Annotated in this window: 23 protein-coding genes; 12 read left to right on the plus strand and 11 right to left on the minus strand. The window is 44.0% G+C overall.

Annotation, left to right across the window (positions count from 1 at the left end; genetic code table 11):
* Positions 1-14 precede the first annotated feature (14 nt).
* From ACM0OZ_RS29650 to ACM0OZ_RS29660, 3 genes are all read left to right on the plus strand, one after another.
* Positions 15-230: a hypothetical protein gene (locus tag ACM0OZ_RS29650; RefSeq protein WP_414586459.1), complete on the plus strand. Its 216-nt coding sequence runs from the start codon at positions 15-17 to the stop codon at positions 228-230.
* Positions 176-445 carry a GNAT family N-acetyltransferase gene (locus ACM0OZ_RS29655; RefSeq protein ID WP_414586423.1) on the plus strand — a complete coding sequence of 90 codons (270 nt, stop codon included), beginning with the start codon at positions 176-178 and terminating at the stop codon, positions 443-445. Before ACM0OZ_RS29650 ends, ACM0OZ_RS29655 begins: the two co-directional genes overlap by 55 nt.
* A gap of 228 nt (positions 446-673) precedes the next feature.
* Positions 674-1,501 carry a class I SAM-dependent methyltransferase gene (locus ACM0OZ_RS29660; RefSeq protein WP_414586424.1) on the plus strand — a complete coding sequence of 276 codons (828 nt, stop codon included), beginning with the start codon at positions 674-676 and terminating at the stop codon, positions 1,499-1,501.
* 153 nt (positions 1,502-1,654) lie between these two features.
* Here the strand turns inward: ACM0OZ_RS29660 and ACM0OZ_RS29665 are convergent, their stop codons facing one another.
* Entirely contained in the window at positions 1,655-3,676 is a 2,022-nt protein-coding gene (locus ACM0OZ_RS29665) for a beta strand repeat-containing protein (protein ID WP_414586425.1), read from the minus strand.
* 601 nt (positions 3,677-4,277) lie between these two features.
* Positions 4,278-4,514, minus strand: coding sequence for a DUF4347 domain-containing protein (locus tag ACM0OZ_RS29670; protein ID WP_414586426.1), 237 nt, complete (start codon positions 4,512-4,514; stop codon positions 4,278-4,280).
* Between the two features lie 898 nt (positions 4,515-5,412).
* Between ACM0OZ_RS29670 and ACM0OZ_RS29675 the strand changes: the two genes are divergently transcribed.
* The 3 genes from ACM0OZ_RS29675 (at position 5,413) to ACM0OZ_RS29685 (ending at position 9,048) form a co-directional block, all read left to right on the plus strand.
* Positions 5,413-7,326: a transketolase C-terminal domain-containing protein gene (locus ACM0OZ_RS29675; protein WP_414586427.1), complete on the plus strand. Its 1,914-nt coding sequence runs from the start codon at positions 5,413-5,415 to the stop codon at positions 7,324-7,326.
* Positions 7,327-7,631: 305 nt separating this feature from the next.
* Positions 7,632-7,814 (plus strand): hypothetical protein, encoded by a 183-nt coding sequence (locus ACM0OZ_RS29680; protein WP_414586428.1) that lies wholly within the window; start codon positions 7,632-7,634, stop codon positions 7,812-7,814.
* Between the two features lie 154 nt (positions 7,815-7,968).
* Positions 7,969-9,048, plus strand: coding sequence for an endonuclease/exonuclease/phosphatase family protein (locus ACM0OZ_RS29685; protein ID WP_414586429.1), 1,080 nt, complete (start codon positions 7,969-7,971; stop codon positions 9,046-9,048).
* Positions 9,049-9,184: 136 nt separating this feature from the next.
* On the opposite strand, the gene ACM0OZ_RS29690 is transcribed toward ACM0OZ_RS29685, so the two are convergent.
* Positions 9,185-9,433: an archease gene (locus ACM0OZ_RS29690; RefSeq protein ID WP_414586430.1), complete on the minus strand. Its 249-nt coding sequence runs from the start codon at positions 9,431-9,433 to the stop codon at positions 9,185-9,187.
* A 26-nt stretch (positions 9,434-9,459) separates the two neighbouring features.
* Between ACM0OZ_RS29690 and ACM0OZ_RS29695 the strand changes: the two genes are divergently transcribed.
* The gene (locus ACM0OZ_RS29695) at positions 9,460-10,353 is read left to right on the plus strand and encodes a helix-turn-helix domain-containing protein (RefSeq protein ID WP_414586431.1); all 894 of its coding nucleotides are present in this window, start codon (positions 9,460-9,462) and stop codon (positions 10,351-10,353) included.
* Positions 10,354-10,401: 48 nt separating this feature from the next.
* Here ACM0OZ_RS29695 and ACM0OZ_RS29700 read toward each other — a convergent pair whose 3' ends face one another.
* From ACM0OZ_RS29700 to ACM0OZ_RS29725, 6 genes are all read right to left on the minus strand, one after another.
* Entirely contained in the window at positions 10,402-10,698 is a 297-nt protein-coding gene (locus ACM0OZ_RS29700) for an antibiotic biosynthesis monooxygenase family protein (protein ID WP_414586432.1), read from the minus strand.
* A gap of 51 nt (positions 10,699-10,749) precedes the next feature.
* Entirely contained in the window at positions 10,750-11,493 is a 744-nt protein-coding gene (locus tag ACM0OZ_RS29705; protein ID WP_414586433.1) for an SDR family oxidoreductase, read from the minus strand.
* Between the two features lie 155 nt (positions 11,494-11,648).
* Entirely contained in the window at positions 11,649-12,080 is a 432-nt protein-coding gene (locus tag ACM0OZ_RS29710) for an archease (RefSeq protein WP_414586435.1), read from the minus strand.
* A gap of 75 nt (positions 12,081-12,155) precedes the next feature.
* Complete coding sequence (locus ACM0OZ_RS29715; RefSeq protein ID WP_414586436.1) at positions 12,156-13,040, minus strand: CobW family GTP-binding protein; 885 nt, start codon at positions 13,038-13,040, stop codon at positions 12,156-12,158.
* Between the two features lie 25 nt (positions 13,041-13,065).
* On the minus strand, positions 13,066-13,593 hold the full coding sequence (locus ACM0OZ_RS29720) for a hypothetical protein (protein WP_414586437.1): 528 nt from the start codon (positions 13,591-13,593) through the stop codon (positions 13,066-13,068).
* A gap of 25 nt (positions 13,594-13,618) precedes the next feature.
* Positions 13,619-15,079 (minus strand): RtcB family protein, encoded by a 1,461-nt coding sequence (locus ACM0OZ_RS29725; protein WP_414586438.1) that lies wholly within the window; start codon positions 15,077-15,079, stop codon positions 13,619-13,621.
* A gap of 242 nt (positions 15,080-15,321) precedes the next feature.
* On the opposite strand from ACM0OZ_RS29725, the gene ACM0OZ_RS29730 reads away from it, so the two are divergent.
* From ACM0OZ_RS29730 to ACM0OZ_RS29750, 5 genes are all read left to right on the plus strand, one after another.
* Complete coding sequence (locus ACM0OZ_RS29730) at positions 15,322-16,422, plus strand: alkene reductase (protein ID WP_414586439.1); 1,101 nt, start codon at positions 15,322-15,324, stop codon at positions 16,420-16,422.
* Between the two features lie 344 nt (positions 16,423-16,766).
* Positions 16,767-17,651: a helix-turn-helix domain-containing protein gene (locus ACM0OZ_RS29735; RefSeq protein WP_414586441.1), complete on the plus strand. Its 885-nt coding sequence runs from the start codon at positions 16,767-16,769 to the stop codon at positions 17,649-17,651.
* A gap of 288 nt (positions 17,652-17,939) precedes the next feature.
* The gene (locus ACM0OZ_RS29740) at positions 17,940-18,806 is read left to right on the plus strand and encodes a class I SAM-dependent methyltransferase (protein WP_414586442.1); all 867 of its coding nucleotides are present in this window, start codon (positions 17,940-17,942) and stop codon (positions 18,804-18,806) included.
* Positions 18,807-18,922: 116 nt separating this feature from the next.
* A complete protein-coding gene (locus ACM0OZ_RS29745) occupies positions 18,923-19,732 on the plus strand; it encodes a class I SAM-dependent methyltransferase (RefSeq protein WP_414586443.1) in 810 nt (269 codons plus the stop codon).
* 96 nt (positions 19,733-19,828) lie between these two features.
* Entirely contained in the window at positions 19,829-20,641 is an 813-nt protein-coding gene (locus tag ACM0OZ_RS29750) for a class I SAM-dependent methyltransferase (protein ID WP_414586444.1), read from the plus strand.
* A 14-nt stretch (positions 20,642-20,655) separates the two neighbouring features.
* Here the strand turns inward: ACM0OZ_RS29750 and ACM0OZ_RS29755 are convergent, their stop codons facing one another.
* Together ACM0OZ_RS29755 and ACM0OZ_RS29760 are read right to left on the minus strand one after the other, a co-directional pair.
* Entirely contained in the window at positions 20,656-20,892 is a 237-nt protein-coding gene (locus ACM0OZ_RS29755; protein WP_414586445.1) for a DUF4351 domain-containing protein, read from the minus strand.
* Positions 20,893-21,127: 235 nt separating this feature from the next.
* Positions 21,128-22,450: a dihydrolipoamide acetyltransferase family protein gene (locus tag ACM0OZ_RS29760; protein ID WP_414586446.1), complete on the minus strand. Its 1,323-nt coding sequence runs from the start codon at positions 22,448-22,450 to the stop codon at positions 21,128-21,130.
* Positions 22,451-22,621: the final 171 nt, after the last annotated feature.

A 22,621-nucleotide genomic window follows, 5' to 3' on the forward strand; every position in this document is an offset into this window, starting at 1 on the left:
TTGAATTTCTAAATATGACTTTTAAAAAAATCTTAATTTTATCTGCCAATTCCAAAGATACAAGCAAGTTGCGCCTAGATGAAGAAGTGCGAAATATCCAGACAGCCCTTAAACGAGCCAAAAATCGAGAAATGTCATCATTGGCTCTTGCGGTTATCGCTACAAGAATCCTTTTTTGGGAGAACTTGGTTATGAGCTTGCAAAAGCCCATTGGCGACAAGGTATTATGACAGAAGCACTCTTTGCTGTCATTGAGTTTGGATTTCAAGCGATCGAATTGAATCGAATTGAGGCGATGGTGATGCTGGAAAACACAGCATCTATTAAGTTGTTGCAAAAATTAGGGTTTCTAGAGGAAGGCATTCTTAGAGAATATGGTTACTGGAAGGGTCAGTTTCATGACTTGAGAATATTTTCTTTGTTGAAAAAAGATTATCAGAACTGATTTATAAAGTAAACCTTAAATTGTAGAGTGAGTTATGCGTTGCTTTAACGCAGCACCAAATGCGATGCGTTACGGCAAGTTCTGACTCTCTCAAACTTCCAAATCTTTATATAGCCGTAACACATCCTACTTAATATTTACTTTATAAATGACCTCTCAGTTATAAAAATCAGCGTTTCAGGAGTTACATACCAGTTAGACAGAAAAACAATTTGGGAAATTGTTCCAATGCTACAAAAAGCAGATATAAAAAAATATAAGCAGCAATTACTAACTGACTTCAATTCTCGAACGAATTACGACCAAGGTAGGTTTTATGCTCCTGTCGCGAACCGCCTGATTGAATTCGCCCAACTCCAAAGTGGACAAACAATTCTAGATATTGCAACAGGTACAGGTATAGTCGCTCTTAATGCTGCCAAAATAGTTGGCGATGCAGGTCAAGTCATCGGTGTGGATATTTCCTCAGGAATGCTTACCCATGCAAAACAAAAACTGGCGACAGAGGGTTTGAAAAATGTTGATTTTCAAGAAGCAGATGCAGAGAATTTAACTTTTGATGATAATAGTTTTGATGTTCTCTTATGCTCTTTGGCTATCTGTTATTTAACTGATATTCCCACCGCTTTGCGGCAATGGCATCGCTTTCTCAAAGCTAGTGGTATTTTGGCGTTTAATGCTTGGGCGAAAACAGCTTTTCCTCCATCAGTTTTGTTTCGTGAAGTTGCCCAAAGATATGGTGTAAAAGTTCCCAACCCAAATGAACCGCTTGGTACAGTTGAGAGATGCCACAACGTGTTACAAGAGGCGGGTTTTCAAAATATTGAAGTCACACAAGAGCAGTTTGGTTGGTATTTCACTCCTGATGCTAAAACTGCTGAGGAGTTATGGAAAATGAACTCTAAAAATGTTTTTGGCTATCAAGTCTTTCAGCTTGCACCAGATCAATTAGAGCAATGCAGATCTGAATATATATCAGAAGTTCAGGCGCTACCCATGACAGAACAAGGCGCTTGGTGTGATGCTCCGATATTTTTTGTATTAGCTCACAAGTGAGAATATTTTAGAAATCAGGTTTGACAAAACCAGACTTCTGTCAAACCTGAAGAATCCGAAAACGCTCGCAAGTGATGAGATTAGCCATCTGTAGTACCCGTCAGTATTGGGTGCTAATCATCATATAGATGATTCACCCAATACGCAATACGCTTACAGGGCTTGAACCGGGTAAAGTTGTCCAGACCCAGATTGGGGGTTACTCACAAGCGTCGAAGTGTTGGTTCCTTGTAAGTTTGGCAGTGACTGACGCTGAGTGTTGTCCAGATTCCAACTATCGCCGCCTGGCTTGTTAGCTGACGATTGACCTGGATTTAAACCATCTAACAAGCTGATGCCGGTGTAGTCTTTTCCAGAGTTGAAATTAGGATTCAACTCAGAAATTTGACCAGGAGTTAGTGTGAAGCCGTCAAGCCCGTTACCTTGTGTGATTTGTTCCTTAAAACTGTTGTAGAGATTATCGTCCAAAGTGATATTACCACACAGCTGGCTATCGCTACCACTAAGGACTGGGGTAAGACCACCATCTGAATCAGTGTTCGTGGGATTTCCACTAATATCTACAGGGGTATCGCTACCATTGGCGCTGTTATCTATGGTGTTTCCAGGAAACAGACTACTCACGGTACTGTTGTTAGAGCTGTTGCCTGTGGTGTCTGCAGAAGTACCGTTAATTAAGCTATTGTCACTGGTAGCTGCTGGGATGAGGTTATTCCCCGCACCAAGGGTGGAGTCATTGCCATCAATACTTACAGCATTTGCTGCTCTTGCGACAATGTTTTGCGAATCACTGCCATTAGGCTCTGCAATATTAATAGATGCCGTGACATTCAAATCACTGGGATCATTCGCATTTTTGCCTGGCCATTGGGTATTTCCTCCACCATCGCTGAGTTGATCAGTAACTTGGTTCTTGATGTTCCAATCGTTACCTGCAACGTTATTTGCGAAGGTTGAGTCTTTGACAGTGGTGGATGAGCCACCTCCGGAAATACCTCCACCTTGAAAACCAGCGTAGTTGTCAGCAACGCTCGTACCGTCAATAGTGACAGGATTGGAGTAATTGGCTAAAGTGATTGCTCCACCCTGACCACCTTCGCCGTCAGCACTCTCGGCTCGATTACCAGTGAATGTACTTTTGCTAATGGTACCTGGCGCTTCTTCTCCTACCCATAAACCACCACCTTGCTGGAGTGCCCGATTCTCGCTGAAGGTGGTGTTGTTGACAGTAAACTCACCATTACCAATTCGCAGACCGCCGCCTAGTGAATCGCCTCGAGAGTCCGCAATCACCTCATTTTTGCTAATGTTGGAATTTTCAACAATCACTTTGTCTGGGGGATAAGCATACAGAAACAGTCCTCCCCCTTGTCCAGCAGCTTTGTTACCCTCAATTTCGCTATTACGAATGGTAATTGTGCCTCCGACTGGACCATAATCGTAATTTGGTCCAGAGGCATTCGCGCCATCAGTATAGATGGCACCACCATAACCTATGGTGTGAGGACCTATTGGACCTCCGGCTGTTGAGTCATTATTGCGGAAAGTAGAGTCTTCTACTGTGAGTGTGCTCAATACAGTGTTGATTGCACCGCCATTAGTTCCCTTGTTATTAGTGAAGTCACTATCTTTCACCGTCAGAGTACTGTTAGTGTTGACAGCAACTGCACCGCCACCACGTTCCGATTTACCAGCAGTACTGTCGTTCCCCTCAAATACACTGCCAGTGATGGTGTTAGCGGTGTTAAAGCCTCCCCAAATTGCGCCTCCTCCTGCGCCCGAAGCGCTGTTATTCACAAATTTGCTGTTCTCTACGTTGAGAGTAGTGCGCTTATCACTACTAACTGTGCGAATTGCGCCTCCAGCACCATCTTCCCAGTCACCAGTGGCTTTTCCATCGGCAAGGGTCAAATTTCGCAAAGTAAAAGTGGAGCCACCTTCTGGTACATCAAAAATCCGGTGCGCATTATTGCCACTAATGGTTAGACCACTAGCACCTGCACCATCAATTGTCAGGTCTTTGTTAATTGTGAGTTGATCTGAAGTGAGGGTAATGGTTTTATCGGCAAGGCTGGGGTCAAATTGAATGGTATCGCCTGATTGTGCCTGAGCGATCGCATCTCTAAGAGAACCAGCTCCATTGTCAGCAGTAGACGAAACGGTAATAGTACTCATGTTGAATCAATCCTTGTTTGTTGTTTGTCTTGACCAATAACTCATGAACAATGACCAACAAAGTGGTCTAGAGATAGGTAAAGTAGCGATCACGCTCGATGAAGTACCGATGGGCAACAAGCTTCTGACCATGCCTATCAGGTCATGATCATATGAGTTGCACACATAGACTCGTGCCGATTATATGCATCACAGATAGTTGCGGTCTCAGCTCTAGTAGTCCGCCAAGGCAAAGCCTGAGGTGTATTTAGTAAGCAGGAAGAGTGCTTGCTTGAGCGATAAATCGCTCACTACAAACCCACAAAGTTTGTCTGGTGGAGTACTAGTGTTTCATGTCATTAGTTTTGATAGGTTGTGAAATTTCGTAGTAAGGGCTTTAGCCCAAGGCAATTGAGCGATAAATCGCTCACGTGCGTTCCTATCAAAACTAATGCGACAGACCACTACTTAGCTCGTGCTAAGGCCTGCTTAAAGGCGGCTCTAGTCGCCCTTAGCATAGCCAAAGCCACCATAAAGCTCGGTATTACCATCTCTAGTTGATGCTCTTACCTACTCTTGTTAAGAGACAGTGTGGTTTTTATTTAGGTTTTGTTTGCCCTCGTTAGGTTCTCCCTAATTGCAGACTTTCCGATTGTTGGTGGGAGATAGGGACCCTAGAGATATTGAGATGTGGATTGAAGACTTTGGTAATTTGTGCGTTTTTGTTCTCTGTAGTGTCGAGGACAATCACCTTGGCTTTTGGTGTAACGCCTTTACTCACGAAAGCGATCTCTGCTAGTTCAGAATCAATGAAAACTGGGCTCATGCTAGTGAAAGCCCGAAACGTTTGGTTGTACATAGTAAATTCTTGTGATTACGGGTTAGCTGTAGAGACACTTGACGAAGCAACAGTAAGCGTCTTTACATGGCGTTAGAATTCCAGCTCTTAAAAAGCTTTTTAAGCTTTGGCTGGCGGTAGATACCCGCTATTCAGTCGATTTACTCTGGGCAAGCAAGTTTTTTAACTTCTCACCTGATACTGTCAAAAAACATCCTTCATTCTAACTTACATCGTCTGACTCACATCAAGCCTTAAAAGCTCTAATCATTTGAGTCGTTATGCACCTTTAATATTATTTACATCTTTTTCTACCCATAAGATCAATTTGTTCCGAACTTCATGAAGCTTTTATATTTTTTCGTAAAATCTTTATAAGAAATTCTTAAAATCAGTCACTTAACCTGATTGACTGTAGTTTGGACTTAAGGTATGGACTTCGTGAAGGGGACATTAAGCAAAGGAGGGAAACTTTGAGTTTGTCGTCCTTTCCTCGGATGCCACATTTGATATTACAGTCGCAGGCAATTGGGCCATAAGCAACAAAGGGTTTTTCGAGCAGCACAAGCAGCACCCTTACTGCTGTGTTCAACAGCACAAATGTCTTAATCTTCAACATTTATCTTGCTCATTATGTCCATAAGCATTTATACTTATCTATAATCGTTGCCATTCAATAGAGTCGAAAGTGCAGCGTTTCATGCCATTTCAAGCTGTCTAAAGACGGCTAACAATGGCTACAGTTCTGATGCAAATAACGATGTGAGGATAAAAACTCTCTTGGGAAAACTGGGTAAGAAAATAAACGTGCGGTGAGTTGATTGCAATCCACCATAACAATATAGATTCCCGTTGCAGTGTACCGTCAAAGAGGACGGTTCTCTCCCGTGTTAATGATTTACATACAGGAATATCAGCCATGACTATTGCTACAGCTAGCTTTTCTATTAACCTTGGTGCATACAAGCCACTGGCACTAGACCCTACCAATCCGAACCTCACTTGGGAGCAGCGGGAGACACTAAAAGCTAACATTGAGCTGTGCCGCGATGCGATCGTTTTCTTCACCGCTACAGGTGCTGCCAAAGGTCTGGGCGGTCACACCGGTGGTGCTTACGACACAGTGCCAGAGGTAGTCATCCTCGATGCATTTTTTCGGGGCGCACCAGATAAATTCGTGCCGATTTTCTTTGATGAGGCGGGACACCGCGTTGCCACGCAATACCTCATGGCTGTCTTGCACGGTGAGTTATCTGCTGAGAGTCTTGTTCATTACCGCGAAGCTGGTGCAAAACTGCCTGGACATCCTGAACTCGGACTGACGCCCGGAGTGAAGTTCAGTTCTGGACGGCTGGGACATGTATGGCCCTACATTAATGGTGTGGCACTGGCAAATCCGAATAAGGTGGTTATCTGCCTTGGATCTGATGGTTCGCAGCAGGAAGGCAATGATGCAGAAGCAGCACGTTTGGCGGTTGCCAAGAATCTGAATGTGAAGCTGATTATCGATGATAATGATGTTACGATCGCCGGACATCCTTCTGATTATCTGCCAGGTTTCAGCGTTGCCAAAACACTGGCAGGTCACGGGCTGAATGTCAATGAGGGAGATGGCGAGGACTTGGATGATTTGTATCGTCGGATCAGTCAAGCAGTAACGACTAACGGACCCGTCGCCTTGGTTAACAAGCGGAAAATGGCTGTAGGGATTGAAGGCATAGAAGGTTCAACGCATGGTCATGATGTTATCCCAGTGGACAAGGCGATCGCCTACTTGGAAAAGCGTGGACTCACCGATGCCGTCAGATATCTCAAGAGCATTCAAAAGCCCAAGAATAACTACACCTTCACAGGTTCCGGTGACAAATGGGATTCTAACCGCAACGTGTTTGGTGATGCGGTGGTATCCGTCCTCAGCCGCATGAGTGAAACAGAGCGCAAGGAAAAGGTAATATGTATCGATAGTGACCTCGAAGGCTCTTGCGGACTGAAGAAGATTCATGACGCCTATCCAGAAATCTTCATCAGTTCTGGCATTATGGAGAGAGGTAATTTCTCTGCCGCGGCCGGATTTGGCATGGAAAAAGGCAAGCAAGGGATCTTCGGCACCTTCAGCGCCTTCTTGGAAATGTGCATTTCAGAAATCACGATGGCGCGGCTGAACTACTCCAACGTCCTGTGTCACTTCTCTCACTCTGGCGTAGATGACATGGCGGATAATACCTGTCACTTCGGTATAAACAATATGTTTGCCGATAACGGGTTGGATGACGGTTACGAAACGCGGTTGTACTTCCCCGCAGACGCCGCGCAAATGAAAGCTTGCGTTGAAGCAATTTTCTTTGATCCAGGACTACGGTTTATTTTCTCCACCCGTTCCAAGACTCCAAACATTGTTGATGTCAATGGTAAAAACCTCTACGGCGAAGGTTACACCTTTGTTCCTGGCAAAGATGAAGTGGTGCGTGAAGGCACTGCTGGTTACATCGTTAGCTTTGGTGAGGCATTATACCGCGCGCTGGATGCCGTAGAACGCCTCAAACAGCAAGGAATTGACGTCGGCTTAATCAATAAGCCAACACTCAACGTCATTGACGAAGAAACGCTCGCGAAGGTTGGTAAAGCGCCCTTTGTATTGGTCGTTGAATCATTTAACCGCCGTACGGGATTGGGTAGCCGCTTTGGTACTTGGTTACTTGAGCGCGGACTGACACCAAAGTTCGCCCACCTCGGCACTCACAGAGAAGGCTGTGGCGGTTTATGGGAACAGTTCCCCCATCAGGGAATCGACCCTGAAGGCATCATCAACAAGGTGAAGGAACTGGTTGGGTGACATACTCCCACACTGACTGCAAGCAGTACAGTGTGGGCTTCTCAGCCAATCCAGCTATTGCTTAGGAGGCGCTGAGCTTTGTTTTAAGTCCACGGAATGCCCTACCGCAGACTAGAATTTCTTACCTTGTACCCTACAAATTTTACTGTCCTGGATGAGATGCTGGCTTATTTGCGCTATCGGACAAACCAATCGGTAATTTGCATTAATCAAGATGTGCCTACTTACTTCTATGCTGTGCAACGGAGTCGCTTACCAATAATCGCTTCGGCTACTGGACAGAGGCTTATCAGACACCAATACGGGTGAAGCAAACCATATACATTGTAGCAAACAAACACAGAGATTGGCGAAGAGTCGCCCACTCCACTCCCTTAACGAGTGGTAGCCGCTATTGGTCGGGAGTGGGACTCCTCACCGAGAAAGCCATTCATCCCAACACTGACCTGTCCCAGGTACAGTGTCGGGCTTCTGTCGGAGCAAGCTAACCGCATATCGTTGGTAGTTTGTAGTAATTTGAAGCTCCTCGTCCCGCTCATGGACGAGGATTTTTGTAGAAAATGAAATTAATCTAATTTTTCTGTCAAATAGATCACATTTATGTTACTTATTTAACGTCATTCATTGTAAGCTTTCATTCGTATGAGTAGTCCTTTACGTATCGCTACTTTCAACGCACAGAATCTCTTTGATCGTGCCGCCATCTTTGATATTAAGGACGGTGTAGAGAATCAAAAGCTACTAAATGACCTTGCTGAACTGCAACGTCAACTAGAACAAGAAGCTTACAATAAGCAGAAAATTTTCTCTCTGTTTAAAAGTTTAGAAGAATATATTGAAATCGCGGAAGATAGGGGAAGTTTATTTGAACGCGATCGCGACTCAGGTGCAATTGTCGGGGTGAGAGCAAACGGAGTAGACTCGTGGGACGGTCGTATAGTTTTTAAGCGTGCTAAATTTTCCGAGGAAACCCGGTCTAATACGGCAAGGGTCATCAATGAAATTGCAGCAGATGTGCAGTGCCTTGTGGAAATTGAGAACCGTCTAATACTCAAAGAGTTTTCCGACGAATTTCTCAATTCTCGTTTTGAATATTCAATGGCGATTGACGGTAACGACAAGCGGGGAATTGATGTTGGTTTGTTAAGTCGGTTCCCGATTGGAAATATCAGAACTCACATCTTCGATAAAGACTCCCGTGGTGAACCTCTTTTTGATCGAGACTGTCTTGAAGTGGAAGTTCTGCTTCCTGGTGACAGAAAGCTCACTATCTTATGCAATCACTTAAAAAGTAAAAGAAATGACAGCGCACCACGGCGTCAAGAGCAGGCAAATCGCGTCAGTGAAATTGTATCCAACTTTGATTTATCTCAAGACTTAGTCGTTGTTGCTGGTGATTTAAATGATACACCTAACAGTTCTACACTTGCGAAACTACTTAATACAGAAAATCTTTATGATGTTTTGGAAATATGGTTTCCCGATACAGCAGATAGATGGACGCACGCCTTTGGTAAGCAGCTAGATCAAATTGATTATTTACTTGTATCCCAGCCGTTGAGAGAAGCTTTAGTCAAAGCTTCTGTTGAACGGCGTGGTATGTTCAATCTTTCTCAATTAACAAATGGACGAGAACAGTCCTTCCCAACAGTAAAAGACCGTTCAACCGCAGCATCTGACCACGCAGCTGTTTGGGCAGAGTTCGATCTAGATATGCTTTAATTGCATCTGCATAGAATACACCCCTCGCTAACCTTCCCCAATGCCTTGGGGAGGGTTAGCGATCGCACGGGTGGGGTGCACGCTCACGGAGTACCGTTATAGTGCGGGATTTATAGCCCCTCAAACTCCCCATCAGTTAAATATCAAGAATGACCATCGCTGTCCAACCGTCATTCATTTTTTCTAATTGGAAAGGGTGTAGTGTAACAGCTTTGACATCTACTCGTTGTTGGTGGCGATCGCCCTCAAGCGTTTCTCCTTGAGTAATTGCGGTTAGCTGGTGTTTGCTATCTTTGTGTTCAAACTCAATTTGCTGTGCCCTTAGCAGCAGCAATTGTTCGCTGTCTTTGTAGTAGACCAGTTCTTGGAGAAAATTAAAGAGCAAAAGGTGAGAAAGAAGGGACGGGAGAAATGCCCAACGAACGGATTCAACTGATTAATTTCAGACAGGAGAAAGCGTCAAATTTGCTATTTCCCAAGCCAGCATTGCTATCGAGTTCCAACGTCACATGGACAGACATCCGTTTTGAGCTTCATCAGCAGCCCGAACATGGTACTGCCGAGCATCGTAACACGATGCATATTCTTGTTTCTGCCCTCTGCTCTTTCCTATCAGAACGATGGATAGAGGGACGCTTTCAGCAAGAATTCCGAACCTCAGGTGACACTTGCATCATTCCTGCTGGCACACTCCATTATTGCCAGTGGCAACAAGAAGCTCAGTTCATGTTTGTAGCACTCGAACCTACATTCTTGGCAAAAGTAGGACAGGAAATCGTCAATCCAGATTGTATCGAACTCATCCCTCACTTTGCTACAGTACGAGACTCCCTAATTTGCGGAGTTTTGCAAGGGTTGAGGCAGGAATTGGAATCTCAAAGCACTTGGGGCAGTTTATATGTGGATCAACTCAAAACAATGCTGGCGCTTCATCTATTACGAAAGTACTCCACCTGTACCCCACGCATTGCAGCTTACTCAGATGGTCTGCCTCCATACAAGCTGCGACAGGCGATTGACTATATCAACGACAACCTCAATCGAAAGTTGGGATTGGAGGCGATCGCAAATGAACTTGGCATGAGCCAGTACTACTTCTGCCGTCTATTCAAGCAATCAATGGGCATTGCTCCCTACCGATACCTCATGCAGCAGCGAATCGAACGGGCAAAGGAGTTGTTGAAACAGGGAGTAGCTATTGCCGATATTGCCCTGGAATGCGGTTTTGCAAACCAGCGTCACTTCTCAAAAGCATTTCGACAGTTCACAGGCACAACACCTAAGAAGTACCAAAGCAACCTGTAGAGCAATCTGTGATCGGCACCGCTCGACTTTTCTCTGTTCCTTGGCAGATTAGGTTTGTACCGCAACGGTGTAAAGCGCAGGATTTTGTTCAAACACTGCTTGAGAGCCGAGCGCTTTGAGTTGAGGTTTTGAAAATGCGGTTTTCCAGGCTTCTGAACTCTCCCAATGGGCAACATTAATAAATTGGAATCGCGCATTTGGATCAAGGCTGCGATGAAGTTTTGCGTCGATAAAACCTGGTTCATTCTTCATGAATTCGAGCGCTTCAGTCCAGACTTGGATGAACTGCTCTTCGCTGCCTTGTGGCACAGAGAATACATTAATCAGAACTACAGATGATTCCATAACTACGCTTTTGGGGAAGATAAAATAGTTTACTTAAGCAATGAGCCAGCACTAGGGTAAACCACCTGTAGCATGAAGGTTGTGCCCAGTCACATAGCTTGCCTTATCACTGACCAAAAACATCACTACATCTGCAACCTCGCCCGGTTCTGCCAATCGTCGCAGCGGCGACATCTGCGCCAACTGTGCTTGATCTTCAGATGAAATTGTGCCTTTGAAGTTTTCCGTTGTTGTTGGTCCAGGCATGACGGAATTCACAGTAATACCACGCTCGCCTAACTCTTTTGCCAACGCAAACGTAAACTGCTCAATCGCCGCTTTACTACCGGCTGTAACAGCTAAATTCGGTTGCGGTTGCACTGTGTAGGGGGTTGAGAACGTGACAATTCGTCCGCCCTGCGCCATGTGTTTTGCCGCTTCCTGCATTGCAAAGAAGTTGCCTTTGGCATTAAAGGCGAAGACATAATCAAACTCTTGTTCCGTAACTTCAGCAACAGGTTTTACAACTCTCGGTGCGCTACCACTAATTACGAGAATATCGAGTCTGTTAAACTGCTCAATCGTCTTGGTAAACAGTTGGCGAATGTCAGCCAGTTTTGTGAAGTCGGTTTGGAGGGCAAGTGCTTGTCCACCCAAGTTATGGATTTCGCCAACAAGTTCCTCTGCTTCATCTGCCTTGTGGGCATAGGTTATGACAACGGATGCGCCTTCCTTGGCTAGGCGTTGAGCAACGGCTCTGCCAATGCCAACAGATGCGCCTGTAATGATCGCCACTTTTCCTGATAAGTTTCCCATGATGTCTCCTGGTTTTTAATAGCCCTTGCAAGGAGCGACTGAGTATTAATCTCCATTGCGACTTCTAAATTTAGGACACAACTGTTGGGGCTGTCTCGTCAATTCTTGCCAAAAGGGGTCAAATCTTGCTTTTAGAGGTCATTTATAAAGTTGGTCTAAATATCAAGAATTACCATAGCCGTCCAACCGTCATTCGTTTTTTCCAATTGGAAAAGGTGTAAAGTCACAGCTTTGACATCTACCCGTTGTTCGTGGCGATCGCGATCCAGCTTTTCTCCTTGGAGTACAGCGGTTAGGTAGTGTTTTCCTTCTTTCTCCTCAAACTCAATTTGCTGCGATCGCAGCAGCAGGAGTTCGCTGTCTTTGTAGTAAACTAATTCTTGCAAAAAATTGAACAGCAAAAGGTCTAATTGGTCATCTTCTAAACTAAAGGTGCGCGTTTCCTTAAGTTCTATCGAGTCCAAATCTTCAATCATAGTGTTAATTGTTGCATCGCCCGCAGCTTTGAAAACCTCCTGTAAATCCTTTCCCCAAGCGCGAAAGGCAATATCAGCGGTGGCAACATCTTCCAAAAATTCATATGACATAAATAACAATTTCTTTAAGTAAATCTACATATCTGTTCTCTCATAGCCCCCCTTAAAAAGGGGGGTTGGGGGGATCTACTGCTCACACTTCTTTAACCGACCGAGAATTTCTGCTTTTCGTTCGTTCAACTGTTTACCAATAAAAACCAGTTCCGTCGCGTCTTGTTCAAATGGTTCCAATTCCCAACGACCAGCCACAAAATTAAACAGATAAATTCCTTCAGAAAAGCGAACAAATCCTTTTGCCCGAAATACGTCTATTTCCAAACTATCAGCAAATTCCGCAAAACATTGACGATTCAAAGTAGCAGAAGTTGTGTAGCTAAACGAATCAAATTCCAGTTGGTGAACGTGGTGCGGTGGTGGTTGCACGCGATCGCGCCCGATACCAAAAAGCAAATCCGGATCTACTTTACCCCGCACACTATGTAAAATCGAAGCAATTTCGTTAATGGAATTTAACTTTTTTTCTATTGCTTGCAACTCGCTTTCAGAAACTAAATCTACCTTGTTTAGGAGGATGGTATCTGCTGCTTCAATTTGTATCCGAGTTGTATGACCTACAGACGGATATTTCACCATTGCATCAGCGTCAATAACTGTAACTACCCCATCCAGCCGCACTCTTTGTAAACTTTCTTGAATATCAAAAACCAGTGCATCTGGTTCTGCAACTCCGGTTGTTTCCACCACCATCTGGTCTGGATCAACTGTATCAATAATTTCATTGACAGCAGCTTCAAACTCGCCCAGCAGAGAACAACACACGCAACCGCCACCCAGATCCGCCATCTCGACATTTTTGCCTTGAATGATTTTGGCATCAATCGCTATTTCGCCAAATTCGTTCATTAAAATCGCGATTTTTTTGGGGACAGTTTCGAGGATGTGACGCAGCAGCGTTGTTTTGCCGCTTCCTAACGGTCCTGTAATCACTGTAAGTGGTGTGCGTACTGCCATAACTTATTTGTTCTCTATTTTTGTTCTAAGATTGAAGTTTTCTTGTACAACTGACTGTCCAGCTTTCAACATCATTTCGGTTTTGTACTTCCTCCGAAGTCGCAATAGCTTGAACTTCATCAAAAAACACTTCAGAATTTGGCAGACGAATCGAAGTTGTTAAATCTTTCTTTATTTCCTCACTTAAATGTTTGTAAATTAAGCTCAAGTGGGGATTAAGAGCAAAGTTAGATTGTTTTTGTGAACTGCAACGTATGGTTTCTGATATCCTAGTAAGAATTGAATTCTGGTGAAATTGTACGAAGAGAGTCTTAGTAAATTCCTCTGTATATAAGAGCTTATCGACTTTTAAACTAAAACTTTGAACTTTCTGTGTTGCCTTTTCTATAAGTTCAGAAGGAGATTCATCGAGGGCGTATTCACCAGAGTAGATAGTGACATGAGGGGTGAAAGTTGGAGCGTCATACTCTTGTGCAAGAGTATCTATAATTTTTTGGAAAAATGCTTTGTCTTCTGCCGAGGGAATAAGCCAGAATGATACCTTAGTGTTCAAGCAGGACCTCCTTGCTCAGCATAACCTACCCCTTAATATTCCCAATCGGAGTGAAGCGTACCACGCGTTTGCTAATCCCAGCTAACTCAGCCGCTTCGATAACATCATCTACATTCTTGTATGCTGCACCGGCTTCCTCCGCCAATCCTTGGTAAGAGTTACTGCGGACATAAATGCCCCGACTTTCCATATCTTTCTTGAGGGTTTCCCCACGATAGGTTTTTCGTGCTTTTGCCCGACTCATTGTGCGTCCACTACCATGAGCAGTGCTGAAGAAAGTCTGATCACCGCTGGGTACACCGACTAATAAATATGAGCCGGTTTCCATACTACCGCCAATAATTACCGGCTGACCAATACTCTTATACCGTTCAGGAACATCTCCCATCCCAGGACCGAAGGCGCGAGTTGCACCCTTACGGTGTACAAGGAGCGATCGCTCTTTGCCATCTATAATATGACGCTCTAATTTCGCGGTATTGTGTGCCACATCATAAACCATCCGCATACCCAATTCCTCTGCCGAGTATCCAAAAATTTCCGAAAACACCTCCCGGACGCGGTGCAAGATGACTTGACGATTGGCAAAAGACATATTAATACCGCACTTCATCGCCGAAAAATATGCCTGACCTTCAGGAGAGTTGAAAGGCGCACAGGCTAATTCTCGGTCGAGAATTTTGATGCCGTATTTACTTTCCATAACTCTCAAAAAGGCTTGCAGATAGTCAGTTGCGACTTGATGACCAAAACCTCGACTACCGCAGTGGAACATCACCACCACCTGATTTGGCATGGTAATTCCCATACTCGCGGCTAATTCCTTATCAAAAATGTTTTCTGGTCGAGCAACTTGAATTTCTAGATAATGGTTACCAGACCCCAAAGTGCCGATTTGGTTAAACCCTCGGTCAATCGCCTTTTCACTAATTTTGGAAGAGTCAGCACCTTTAAGACATCCGTTTTCTTCCATCAGTGCCAAATCTTCTTCCCAACCATAGCCATTGCGGATACACCATTGTGCGCCCCCTTCAGCCACTTCGCGAAAATCATTCCGTGAAAGTTTCACAAAACCAGTGCTTCCTACCCCGGCGGGAACTCTTTGATAAAGCTTCTCTACAAGCTTTTTGATATCGGGTTTCACTTCATCGTAAGTCAGGTTGGTGACCAACAAGCGCATACCGCAATTGATATCGAAACCGATACCGCCAGGAGAAATGACTCCCCCTTCCTCTATATCCATCGCCGCCACGCCACCGATGGGAAAACCATAACCAAAGTGTCCGTCAGGCATACATAAGGCATACTTGGTTATCCCTGGAAGTGTCGCTACGTTGGTTACTTGGTCATAAACAGCTTCGTCCAAATCCTCAATTAACTTTTCTGTTGCATAAATTCGGGCGGGAACGCGCATCCCTTGTTTATAGGAAACCGGAATTTCCCAGATTGTGTCAGAGATTTTGTTTAAAAATTCTTTAATAGCCATTTTAATACCCCAGTTCTTAGCTATTTTGCCGGGTACTTCCGCCCATACACTGTTCGATATAGATTTGAGGATAACGTCACTGCTTTCGGGAAACCTCTGCCTAAAGGAGATGCTGTACTGTTGAGTCAGCCTGTCAGCGGGAATACAAAAAAGCTGGGTCTTTGTGCTTTATGTGAAATGCAAATCATTGGTGGCAGACTTATCTTAGTACATGATTCCATAAGTTCATAGCGAAAACTTGAATGACTACTCAAACCCTCTCTACAACCCTGCTTAGCCCTTTTGATTTGGGAGGGTTGACCCTCAAAAACAGAGTGGTAATGGCTCCCCTGACTCGAGCTCGCGCAGGCAAGGAGCGTATACCCAACGCCCTGATGGCGGAGTATTACGCTCAACGGGCAACAGTAGGTTTGATGATTGCGGAAGCTACCGTAATCTCGAAACAGGCTAATGGTTGGGTAAATAGCCCTGGTATTTATTCAGACGAACAAGCGCAAGCCTGGAAGCAGGTTGTGGATGCAGTGCATACTCGCATGACGCCGTTTTTTCTACAGCTTTGGCATATGGGGCGAGCTAGTCACAGTAGTTTTCAGGAAAATGGTCAACTACCGGTTTCCGCTTCTGCTGTGAAGCTGAATGGAGATTACATTCACACTCCGATTGGCAAACAACCCTACGAAACTCCCCGAGCCTTAGAGACGAACGAAATCCCTCTAGTGGTGGAGGATTATCGTCGCGCAGCCCAGCGCGCAAAAGATGCTGGTTTTGATGGAGTGGAAATTCATGCAGCTAACGGCTATTTAATCGATCAGTTTCTGCAATCTAAGACCAACCATCGGACAGACCAATATGGTGGTAGCCTTGAGAATCGCTATCGTTTTCTCAAAGAAATTGTGGAGGCTATCTTGACTGTATGGCCTGCTAACCGAGTAGGAGTGAAGCTGTCTCCAAATGGCAATTATAATGACATGGGTTCACCAGATTTCCGGGAAACCTTTCTTTATGTCGCCCAGCAGTTGAATGCTTACGGTCTAGCTTACTTGCATATAGTAGATGGACTAGGATTTGGCTTTCACGAGTTGGGAGAGCCGATGACGTTGGCTGAATTTCGCTCTGTGTTTACAGGTCCGCTTATAGGTAACTGTGGCTATACACAAGAAACCGCCGAAGCCGCAATCAAGGATGGTAGTGCTGATTTGATTGCCTTTGGGCGACCCATAATTAGCAATCCGGATTTAGTTGAGCGTTTTACCAATGGCTGGCCTCTAAATCCACCACCCGATCCAAGTATCTGGTATTCTTTTGACAAAGAAGGCTACACTGATTTTCCGACTTACGCCTGAATTCTAGTAGTTCAAGCTGAATCGACAAAGCCGTCTGTTAGTTGCTAATAGTTAATGGTTCATGGCAGTACAGCAATTAGCAATGAGCCATTAGCAACAAAAGCCCAGTGACCTTTTGTCACTTGGAATACAAAAAAGCTGGGCTTTTGTGCTTTGTGTGATGCGAGCGCCCCACGAGGGGGAAGTCAAAACCATAAGGTAAGAAGTCAAAAGTATTAAGCCTCCTCGCAACTTTTGAAAGAAGCACATTTTTATTAGCTTTGTGAAATGCTTGCTATATAAGGGTTATAAAATGTGCATCTTAGGAGCATTTTTTTGTAGTAGCTGCAAAGTCAAAAAGTAGCATGAAATCTGAACGACTCTCAGCCATTAATCTGGCAAGCGGAAAACTTGTTCCGATCGCCTGCAAGCCACCAATTTTGTCTAGTATCAGAACAAACTGGGACGGTATTGTGGTTGAATATCATCATTTACCACCCGCTGAGACTCCAGAGCTTTGCTTGCAGCAGCACAGCATCAGTATCATGCTTGGTCATGAATATCAAATTGACTGGCGACTAGCAGGCGGACGGTTACACAGCGCCCAGATGAGAAGAGGTGAAATTGGTATCACTCCAAAAGGCTTTCAGACACAAGCTCGCTGGTATCAGGATGTCGAATTTCTTCTGGTGTCTGTCAATTCCAGTCTATTTAAGAGAGTAGCAGATGATGTGGTTGATGTTGAACTCATACCACACCGGGGAGTAAGCGACCCGCAAATTTTTCACCTGGGAATGGCGCTGAAAGCGGAACTGGAAGCAGGATGTCCATCTGGTAAACTTTACGGTGAATCCGTTGCTACAGCTGTTGCAGCTCATCTCCTCAAAACCTATTCTGTATCACCGCAACTCATTCCACCTGAGCTTAATCTTTCTGAGCGACAACTGCGACAGGTAATCGATTATATTTATGACAACCTAGCACTGGATTTAACTCTGCCAGAATTGGCTGTGCTGGTGAACATGAGTTCCTATTCATTCTGTCGTTGGTTCAAACGCTCAATGGGGCTGACTCCACATCAATATATAATTCAACGTCGCATCGAGCGTGCCAAATTTTTACTCACTTATACTCAGTTACCTATTGTTGAAATTGCCCTTTACGTTGGCTGTTCTAGCCAAAGCAATTTTACAGCTTTGTTTCGCAAGCTGGTAGGAATTACACCCAAGGCATACAGAGAAATATTGTAAGTCGGCTTTCTAAAACTGAAGATAGTTTTTAGTAAGGGCGAAGAGCGCTTATTACGAACTGTAATTTTGCTAGTTTGCAAGATTTCAACATTAAAGAGCGCAAGTTTTCAGAAGACAAGAGGCTTACTCGCAACTTATCCTCAGGCTAGCGATGAACTAATACCAATTCGCCAAAATCAAGCAACAGATGCAAACCTTAAAATTTAGATGGCATCTGACTTTCTTAATTTTAAATTTTGAATTTTGAATTTTGAATTGGTATAACGACTCTTGGTGAGAGAAACCCTAATGACCAAACAACTTGACTTAAATGATTACAAACAGGGAATAGCAGATTTATACAACCGCAGAAGCCAAACTTATGATGATAGCGAGTGGCATTTGCGAATTTGTCAACATCTCCTTGAATATTCCCACGTCAGTTCCGGACAGCATATTTTGGATATTGGAACGGGTACAGGTCACCTTGCAATTGAAGCAGCTCGAATCGTTGGAGATGGTGGTCGAGTTATTGGTGTAGATATTTCTAGCGGAATGTTGGAGTTGGCGAGATGTAAGGTTGAAGCATTAGGTCTAAGCAATGTTAAGTTTCTACTAGCCGATGCTGAATCGCTCAATTTTTCTGCCAATAGTTTTGACCAAATTTTGTGTGCAAATACATTTCTTTGGATAGAGGACAAAGAAGCCACATTGCATATTTGGCATTTATTTCTCAAACCTGGTGGGGTAATTGGCATTCATACACCTGCGGATACTACGTATGTCGGATACGTTGTTTTGCGGGAGGTCTTTGAAAAGTACGGTGTTTTGCTAGAGGCTAGTAATCGAATCGGCACACTTGAAATGTGTCAAAGTCTATTCGTGGACGCTGGCTTTGAAGTGATAGAAATCAAGACTGAGCAGCATGGTAACTACATTAATTTAGAACAGGCAAAAGCAACATGGGAAGGAATTTCTCGTCCACCCCTTGCAAAATATCGAAATCTCTCCTCAAAGCTTTCCTCAGAGCAGTTAGTAAAAGCTAAAGCTGAATTTGAGGCAAAATTAGAGGCACTCCAAACCGAACAAGGAGTGTGGGATGAACTCACTAGCTGGTATATCCTGGGTCGAAAACCAGAAACCGAAACCTTAAACAGTGGCGAAAGCGCAACCTAACACTTTGTTAAAGCCGACTAACGAAAACCCTTGGTGCGCTTGCTTGTTCAAGTTGGCTTGCCATCAGTTACCTGGGTCTTTGTCCAAAACCATGCAATTCGGGCAATAAAAATCTTATGCATAACAGCCAATACGAGCAACAATACAAAAAAGAAGTCATTGATTTCTTTAACAGCAGAACAAGCTACGACAACGATTACACCATTCGTCGCGCTGTTCCGCTACTAGAGCTAGTTCCTCTACAAAAGGGACAAAAAGTATTAGATTTGGCAACTGGCACAGGTATCATTGCTATTGCGGCTGCACAAATTCTCGGCTCTGAAGGAAAAGTAATTGGAGTGGATTTTTCTTCAGGAATGCTCAAGCAAGCACAACATAAAATTGAGGAATTAGGCTTACAAAATATCGAGCTAATTGAAGCAGACGCAGAGTATATAGACTTTGATGATGAGAGTTTTGATGTAATTCTTTGTTCCACAGCGATAGTTTATTTCACAGATATTCCTGCTACTCTACACAAGTGGTATCGTTTTCTCAAGAAAGGGGGAGTTTTGGGATTTTCTTGTTGCTCTCAGGAATCTTGTGAAGCACCACTCATCATTGCAACTTGTGCCAAATATGGTATTTCTATTGTCAACATCAACGAGCCAACAGGTACTCCCCAAAAGTGTCAAAATATGCTAAAAGAAGCTGGGTTTCAAGATATTGAAGTGAAGTCTCAACAACTTGGTTTTTACCGTAGCCTTGAGCAAGCGAGAGAATGGAATGGAGGATGGTTTCATCCTAGAGAAAATCCCTTGTCACAGGTGTCATCAAAGCAAATGGAAGAATTGAAAGCCGAGTACCGTCAACAAATTGAGGCGATGACAACCGAGGAAGGTATTTGGTATGAAAATATGACTTTTTTCGTAACTGCTTACAAGTGAGAGGTTTGTAGTAAGCGCTTAAGCGCTCACTACGAAATAATTTGTGAAGATAAATAAGTATAAAAAATAAGAACATAAAATAGGAGAATAATTTAAATGCCAGATAAACCAAAGCTCGACGATTACAAACAGCAAGTAGCTGATTTTTACAATAATAGAACTGACTATGACAGTAGTGAATTAGCCTATAGACGCGCTATTCCTTTAGTCGAATTAGCTCAACTACAAAAAGGACAAAAAATATTAGATGTCGCCACTGGCACGGGTATTGTCGCTATAGCTGCCGCTGAAATCGTGGGGAATGAAGGCAAAGTTATCGGTGTAGATATTGCGTCAGTTTTTTTGAATCAAGCACAACAAAAGATAGAAGCAGCAGGGTTAAAAAATATCGAATTAATTGAGGCAGATGCAGAATATATCAATTTTGACGAGAATAGCTTTGATGCAATCTTTTGTTCTTCAGCGATTGTATTGTTTACTGATATTCCTGCAATTTTTCACAAATGGTATCGCTGGCTTAAACCCGGTGGAATTGTTGCTTTTCATGCTTGGGGGGAAACTTCTTTTATGACACCCGTAATTATTAAAGCCTGCGCTAAATATGGAGTTTCACTACCAAATATCCATGAACCACTTGGTACACCCCAAAGGTGTGAAAAGCTGTTACAACAGCCTGGGTTTCAAAATATCGAAGTTAAAACTGAACAGTTAGGTAAATATCTTAGCGTTGATGATGCGAAAAAGTGGTGGAATGGTGGCTGGCTTCACCCCAAGAATCCATTGTTGGAATTATCAACCGAGAAAATGGAAGAAATTAAGGCTGAATATGCAAAAGAAGTTGAAGTTTTAGCAACAGAGCAAGGTGTTTTGCTGGATATTACAACATTTTTTGTGCTGGCTAGGAAGTGAGGATAAACTACAATCTAACTTCCCAATCTATTAAGCCAATTAACCAAATCAGCCTCAGTTGTAAAATCTAGCAAAGCTTCACCCAAGTCCTCCAACTGTGCAAGCGACAACTCCTGAATTTGAGACTGTAACTCAGGGGTAACAGTGCCAAGCCGACGAGTTAGTTGACGCATAACTAGCCTCAGTTCTGATTGCCTTCCTTTCTCTCTCCCTTCTTGGAGAATTTCTTGATAGATCACAGATTCTCTCATGTCTTCTCTCCTAAAAAGCTGACGAATGAGTTCTTGGTCAAACACCAACCCTTCGCGTCAGAAGAATACCTATTTTTTAACCGCACGAGGCAAGAGAGGACACAGAGACAGGAGTAAATTATTATAGGTTATCTTAGACCGGGAAGGGAGTAATTGAGTCATTGTCCGCTGCAGATAAAAAGACTTGGAGCATCATGACTCCAAGTCTCAAGCTGCTAAAGCTGATGAAGGAAGGCTACAGCGTCAAAGATTGAGCATCTGTCTCAATCAACTTCGCTAAATCCTGCAAGAACGCCGCCGCATGAGCACCGTAAATAATCCGGTGGTCACAGGTAATATTGACCTGCATCTGTTGCTTGACGCCAAATAGACCATCGGCTGTGGCGACGACTTGCGGACGAGATGCCCCAATTGCCAAAATCGAACCTTGTCCGGGTGGTAGAATTGCATCAAATCTATCTACGCCGAACATTCCCAAGTTTGTTACTGTAAAGGTGCCGCTGTTGTACTCTTCTGGTTGCAGCTTTTTGGCTCTGGCGCGCTCAACTAAGGACTTCCAATCGCGCGACAGAGAATATATATCCATATTGTCTGCATTCTGCAACACTGGTGTGATCAATCCTCCATCATCCATTGCCACTGCCACGGCAACATTAATATTAGAGTGGTAGACAATTCCTTGTTCTGAGTAACTGGCATTAAGCAGGGGATGTTTTTGCAACGTCACCGCTACCGCTTTTGCAAGTAGCGCTGTCATCGTCACGCCTTTAGACTTAATCTGTTTATAAAGCTTGTCTAGCGCATCTGTGGTAATTGTGTAACCTATATGAATTACAGGCACGGAAAGGCTGGCTACCATGTTCCGCGCTACGGCATTTTGCAAGGTCGTTAAAGGCACTATTTGACCCGGAACTGCGGTGGTGACTGGCGCGGGTGCTGGTGCTGGAGCAACTTTTGTAGGTGTAGGTGCAACTGGGGTAATAGTTGGTGCTGGTTGTGGAGATGCCACTGGGGTAACTGTGGCAGGTTGTTTGCTAGATTTTCCAGCAGCTGCTTCTACATCTTCGGCGACAATGCGACCGTAGGGACCACTACCAGAAATGCCACTCAAATCAACTTTCAGTTCCTTGGCTAACTTGCGGGCGCGGGGTGAAGCTACAAGCCGCCCATTTGTACGGCTCGTTCCGTTTTGAGAAGCAGCAGGGGTTGCGACTGTGGTTGTTTCTGCTATTTTTCCAGAAGTGGCAGCAGTTGCTTGTTGTTGAGCAGGACTACTTCCAGAATTGGCTTGTTGGATCGCAGTTTCGATTTCAGCTTCGGTTTCTGCTAACAAGGCGATCGCAGCTCCAACGGAGGCTGTTTCACCAGCTTGCACAAGGATTGTGGCAACATATCCTTCATAAAAGGATTCCACATCCATATCTGCCTTATCTGACTCGACAACCACCACTGTTTCGCCTTTTTCCACTTTGTCTCCAGGTGATTTTACCCAGGAGACGATTTTACCTTCGGTCATGGTGGAACTTAGCGCCGGCATAAATACTTCGTAAATGCTCATATGGGTGGTTTGGTGAATCGAGAATTAATGGACTTTTACAGCTAGTGTCAGATTGCATTGTATCTTGACCTAGCTCCCTTCGGGGGAGGGTATCGAGGAACAAAGGTGTAGGATGTAGGGCAATAATTTTTAAATTTTGAAAAGAAAATAGTAAATGACATTCTTATTTTT

Origin of the sequence: Scytonema sp. PCC 10023 (assembly GCF_963920835.1) — a bacterium.
Lineage (GTDB): Bacteria > Cyanobacteriota > Cyanobacteriia > Cyanobacteriales > Nostocaceae > Kalymmatonema.

Coding starts and splice junctions, on each gene's coding strand:
- ACM0OZ_RS29650 (WP_414586459.1), top strand. CDS start 15: ATGACTTTTAAAAAAATCTTAATTTTATCTGCCAATTCCAAAGATACA.
- ACM0OZ_RS29660 (WP_414586424.1), top strand. CDS start 674: ATGCTACAAAAAGCAGATATAAAAAAATATAAGCAGCAATTACTAACT.
- ACM0OZ_RS29665 (WP_414586425.1), bottom strand. CDS start 3,676: ATGAGTACTATTACCGTTTCGTCTACTGCTGACAATGGAGCTGGTTCT.
- ACM0OZ_RS29670 (WP_414586426.1), bottom strand. CDS start 4,514: ATGTACAACCAAACGTTTCGGGCTTTCACTAGCATGAGCCCAGTTTTC.
- ACM0OZ_RS29675 (WP_414586427.1), top strand. CDS start 5,413: ATGACTATTGCTACAGCTAGCTTTTCTATTAACCTTGGTGCATACAAG.
- ACM0OZ_RS29685 (WP_414586429.1), top strand. CDS start 7,969: ATGAGTAGTCCTTTACGTATCGCTACTTTCAACGCACAGAATCTCTTT.
- ACM0OZ_RS29695 (WP_414586431.1), top strand. CDS start 9,460: ATGCCCAACGAACGGATTCAACTGATTAATTTCAGACAGGAGAAAGCG.
- ACM0OZ_RS29700 (WP_414586432.1), bottom strand. CDS start 10,698: ATGGAATCATCTGTAGTTCTGATTAATGTATTCTCTGTGCCACAAGGC.
- ACM0OZ_RS29705 (WP_414586433.1), bottom strand. CDS start 11,493: ATGGGAAACTTATCAGGAAAAGTGGCGATCATTACAGGCGCATCTGTT.
- ACM0OZ_RS29710 (WP_414586435.1), bottom strand. CDS start 12,080: ATGTCATATGAATTTTTGGAAGATGTTGCCACCGCTGATATTGCCTTT.
- ACM0OZ_RS29715 (WP_414586436.1), bottom strand. CDS start 13,040: ATGGCAGTACGCACACCACTTACAGTGATTACAGGACCGTTAGGAAGC.
- ACM0OZ_RS29725 (WP_414586438.1), bottom strand. CDS start 15,079: ATGGCTATTAAAGAATTTTTAAACAAAATCTCTGACACAATCTGGGAA.
- ACM0OZ_RS29730 (WP_414586439.1), top strand. CDS start 15,322: ATGACTACTCAAACCCTCTCTACAACCCTGCTTAGCCCTTTTGATTTG.
- ACM0OZ_RS29735 (WP_414586441.1), top strand. CDS start 16,767: ATGAAATCTGAACGACTCTCAGCCATTAATCTGGCAAGCGGAAAACTT.
- ACM0OZ_RS29740 (WP_414586442.1), top strand. CDS start 17,940: ATGACCAAACAACTTGACTTAAATGATTACAAACAGGGAATAGCAGAT.
- ACM0OZ_RS29745 (WP_414586443.1), top strand. CDS start 18,923: ATGCATAACAGCCAATACGAGCAACAATACAAAAAAGAAGTCATTGAT.
- ACM0OZ_RS29750 (WP_414586444.1), top strand. CDS start 19,829: ATGCCAGATAAACCAAAGCTCGACGATTACAAACAGCAAGTAGCTGAT.
- ACM0OZ_RS29755 (WP_414586445.1), bottom strand. CDS start 20,892: ATGAGAGAATCTGTGATCTATCAAGAAATTCTCCAAGAAGGGAGAGAG.
- ACM0OZ_RS29760 (WP_414586446.1), bottom strand. CDS start 22,450: ATGAGCATTTACGAAGTATTTATGCCGGCGCTAAGTTCCACCATGACC.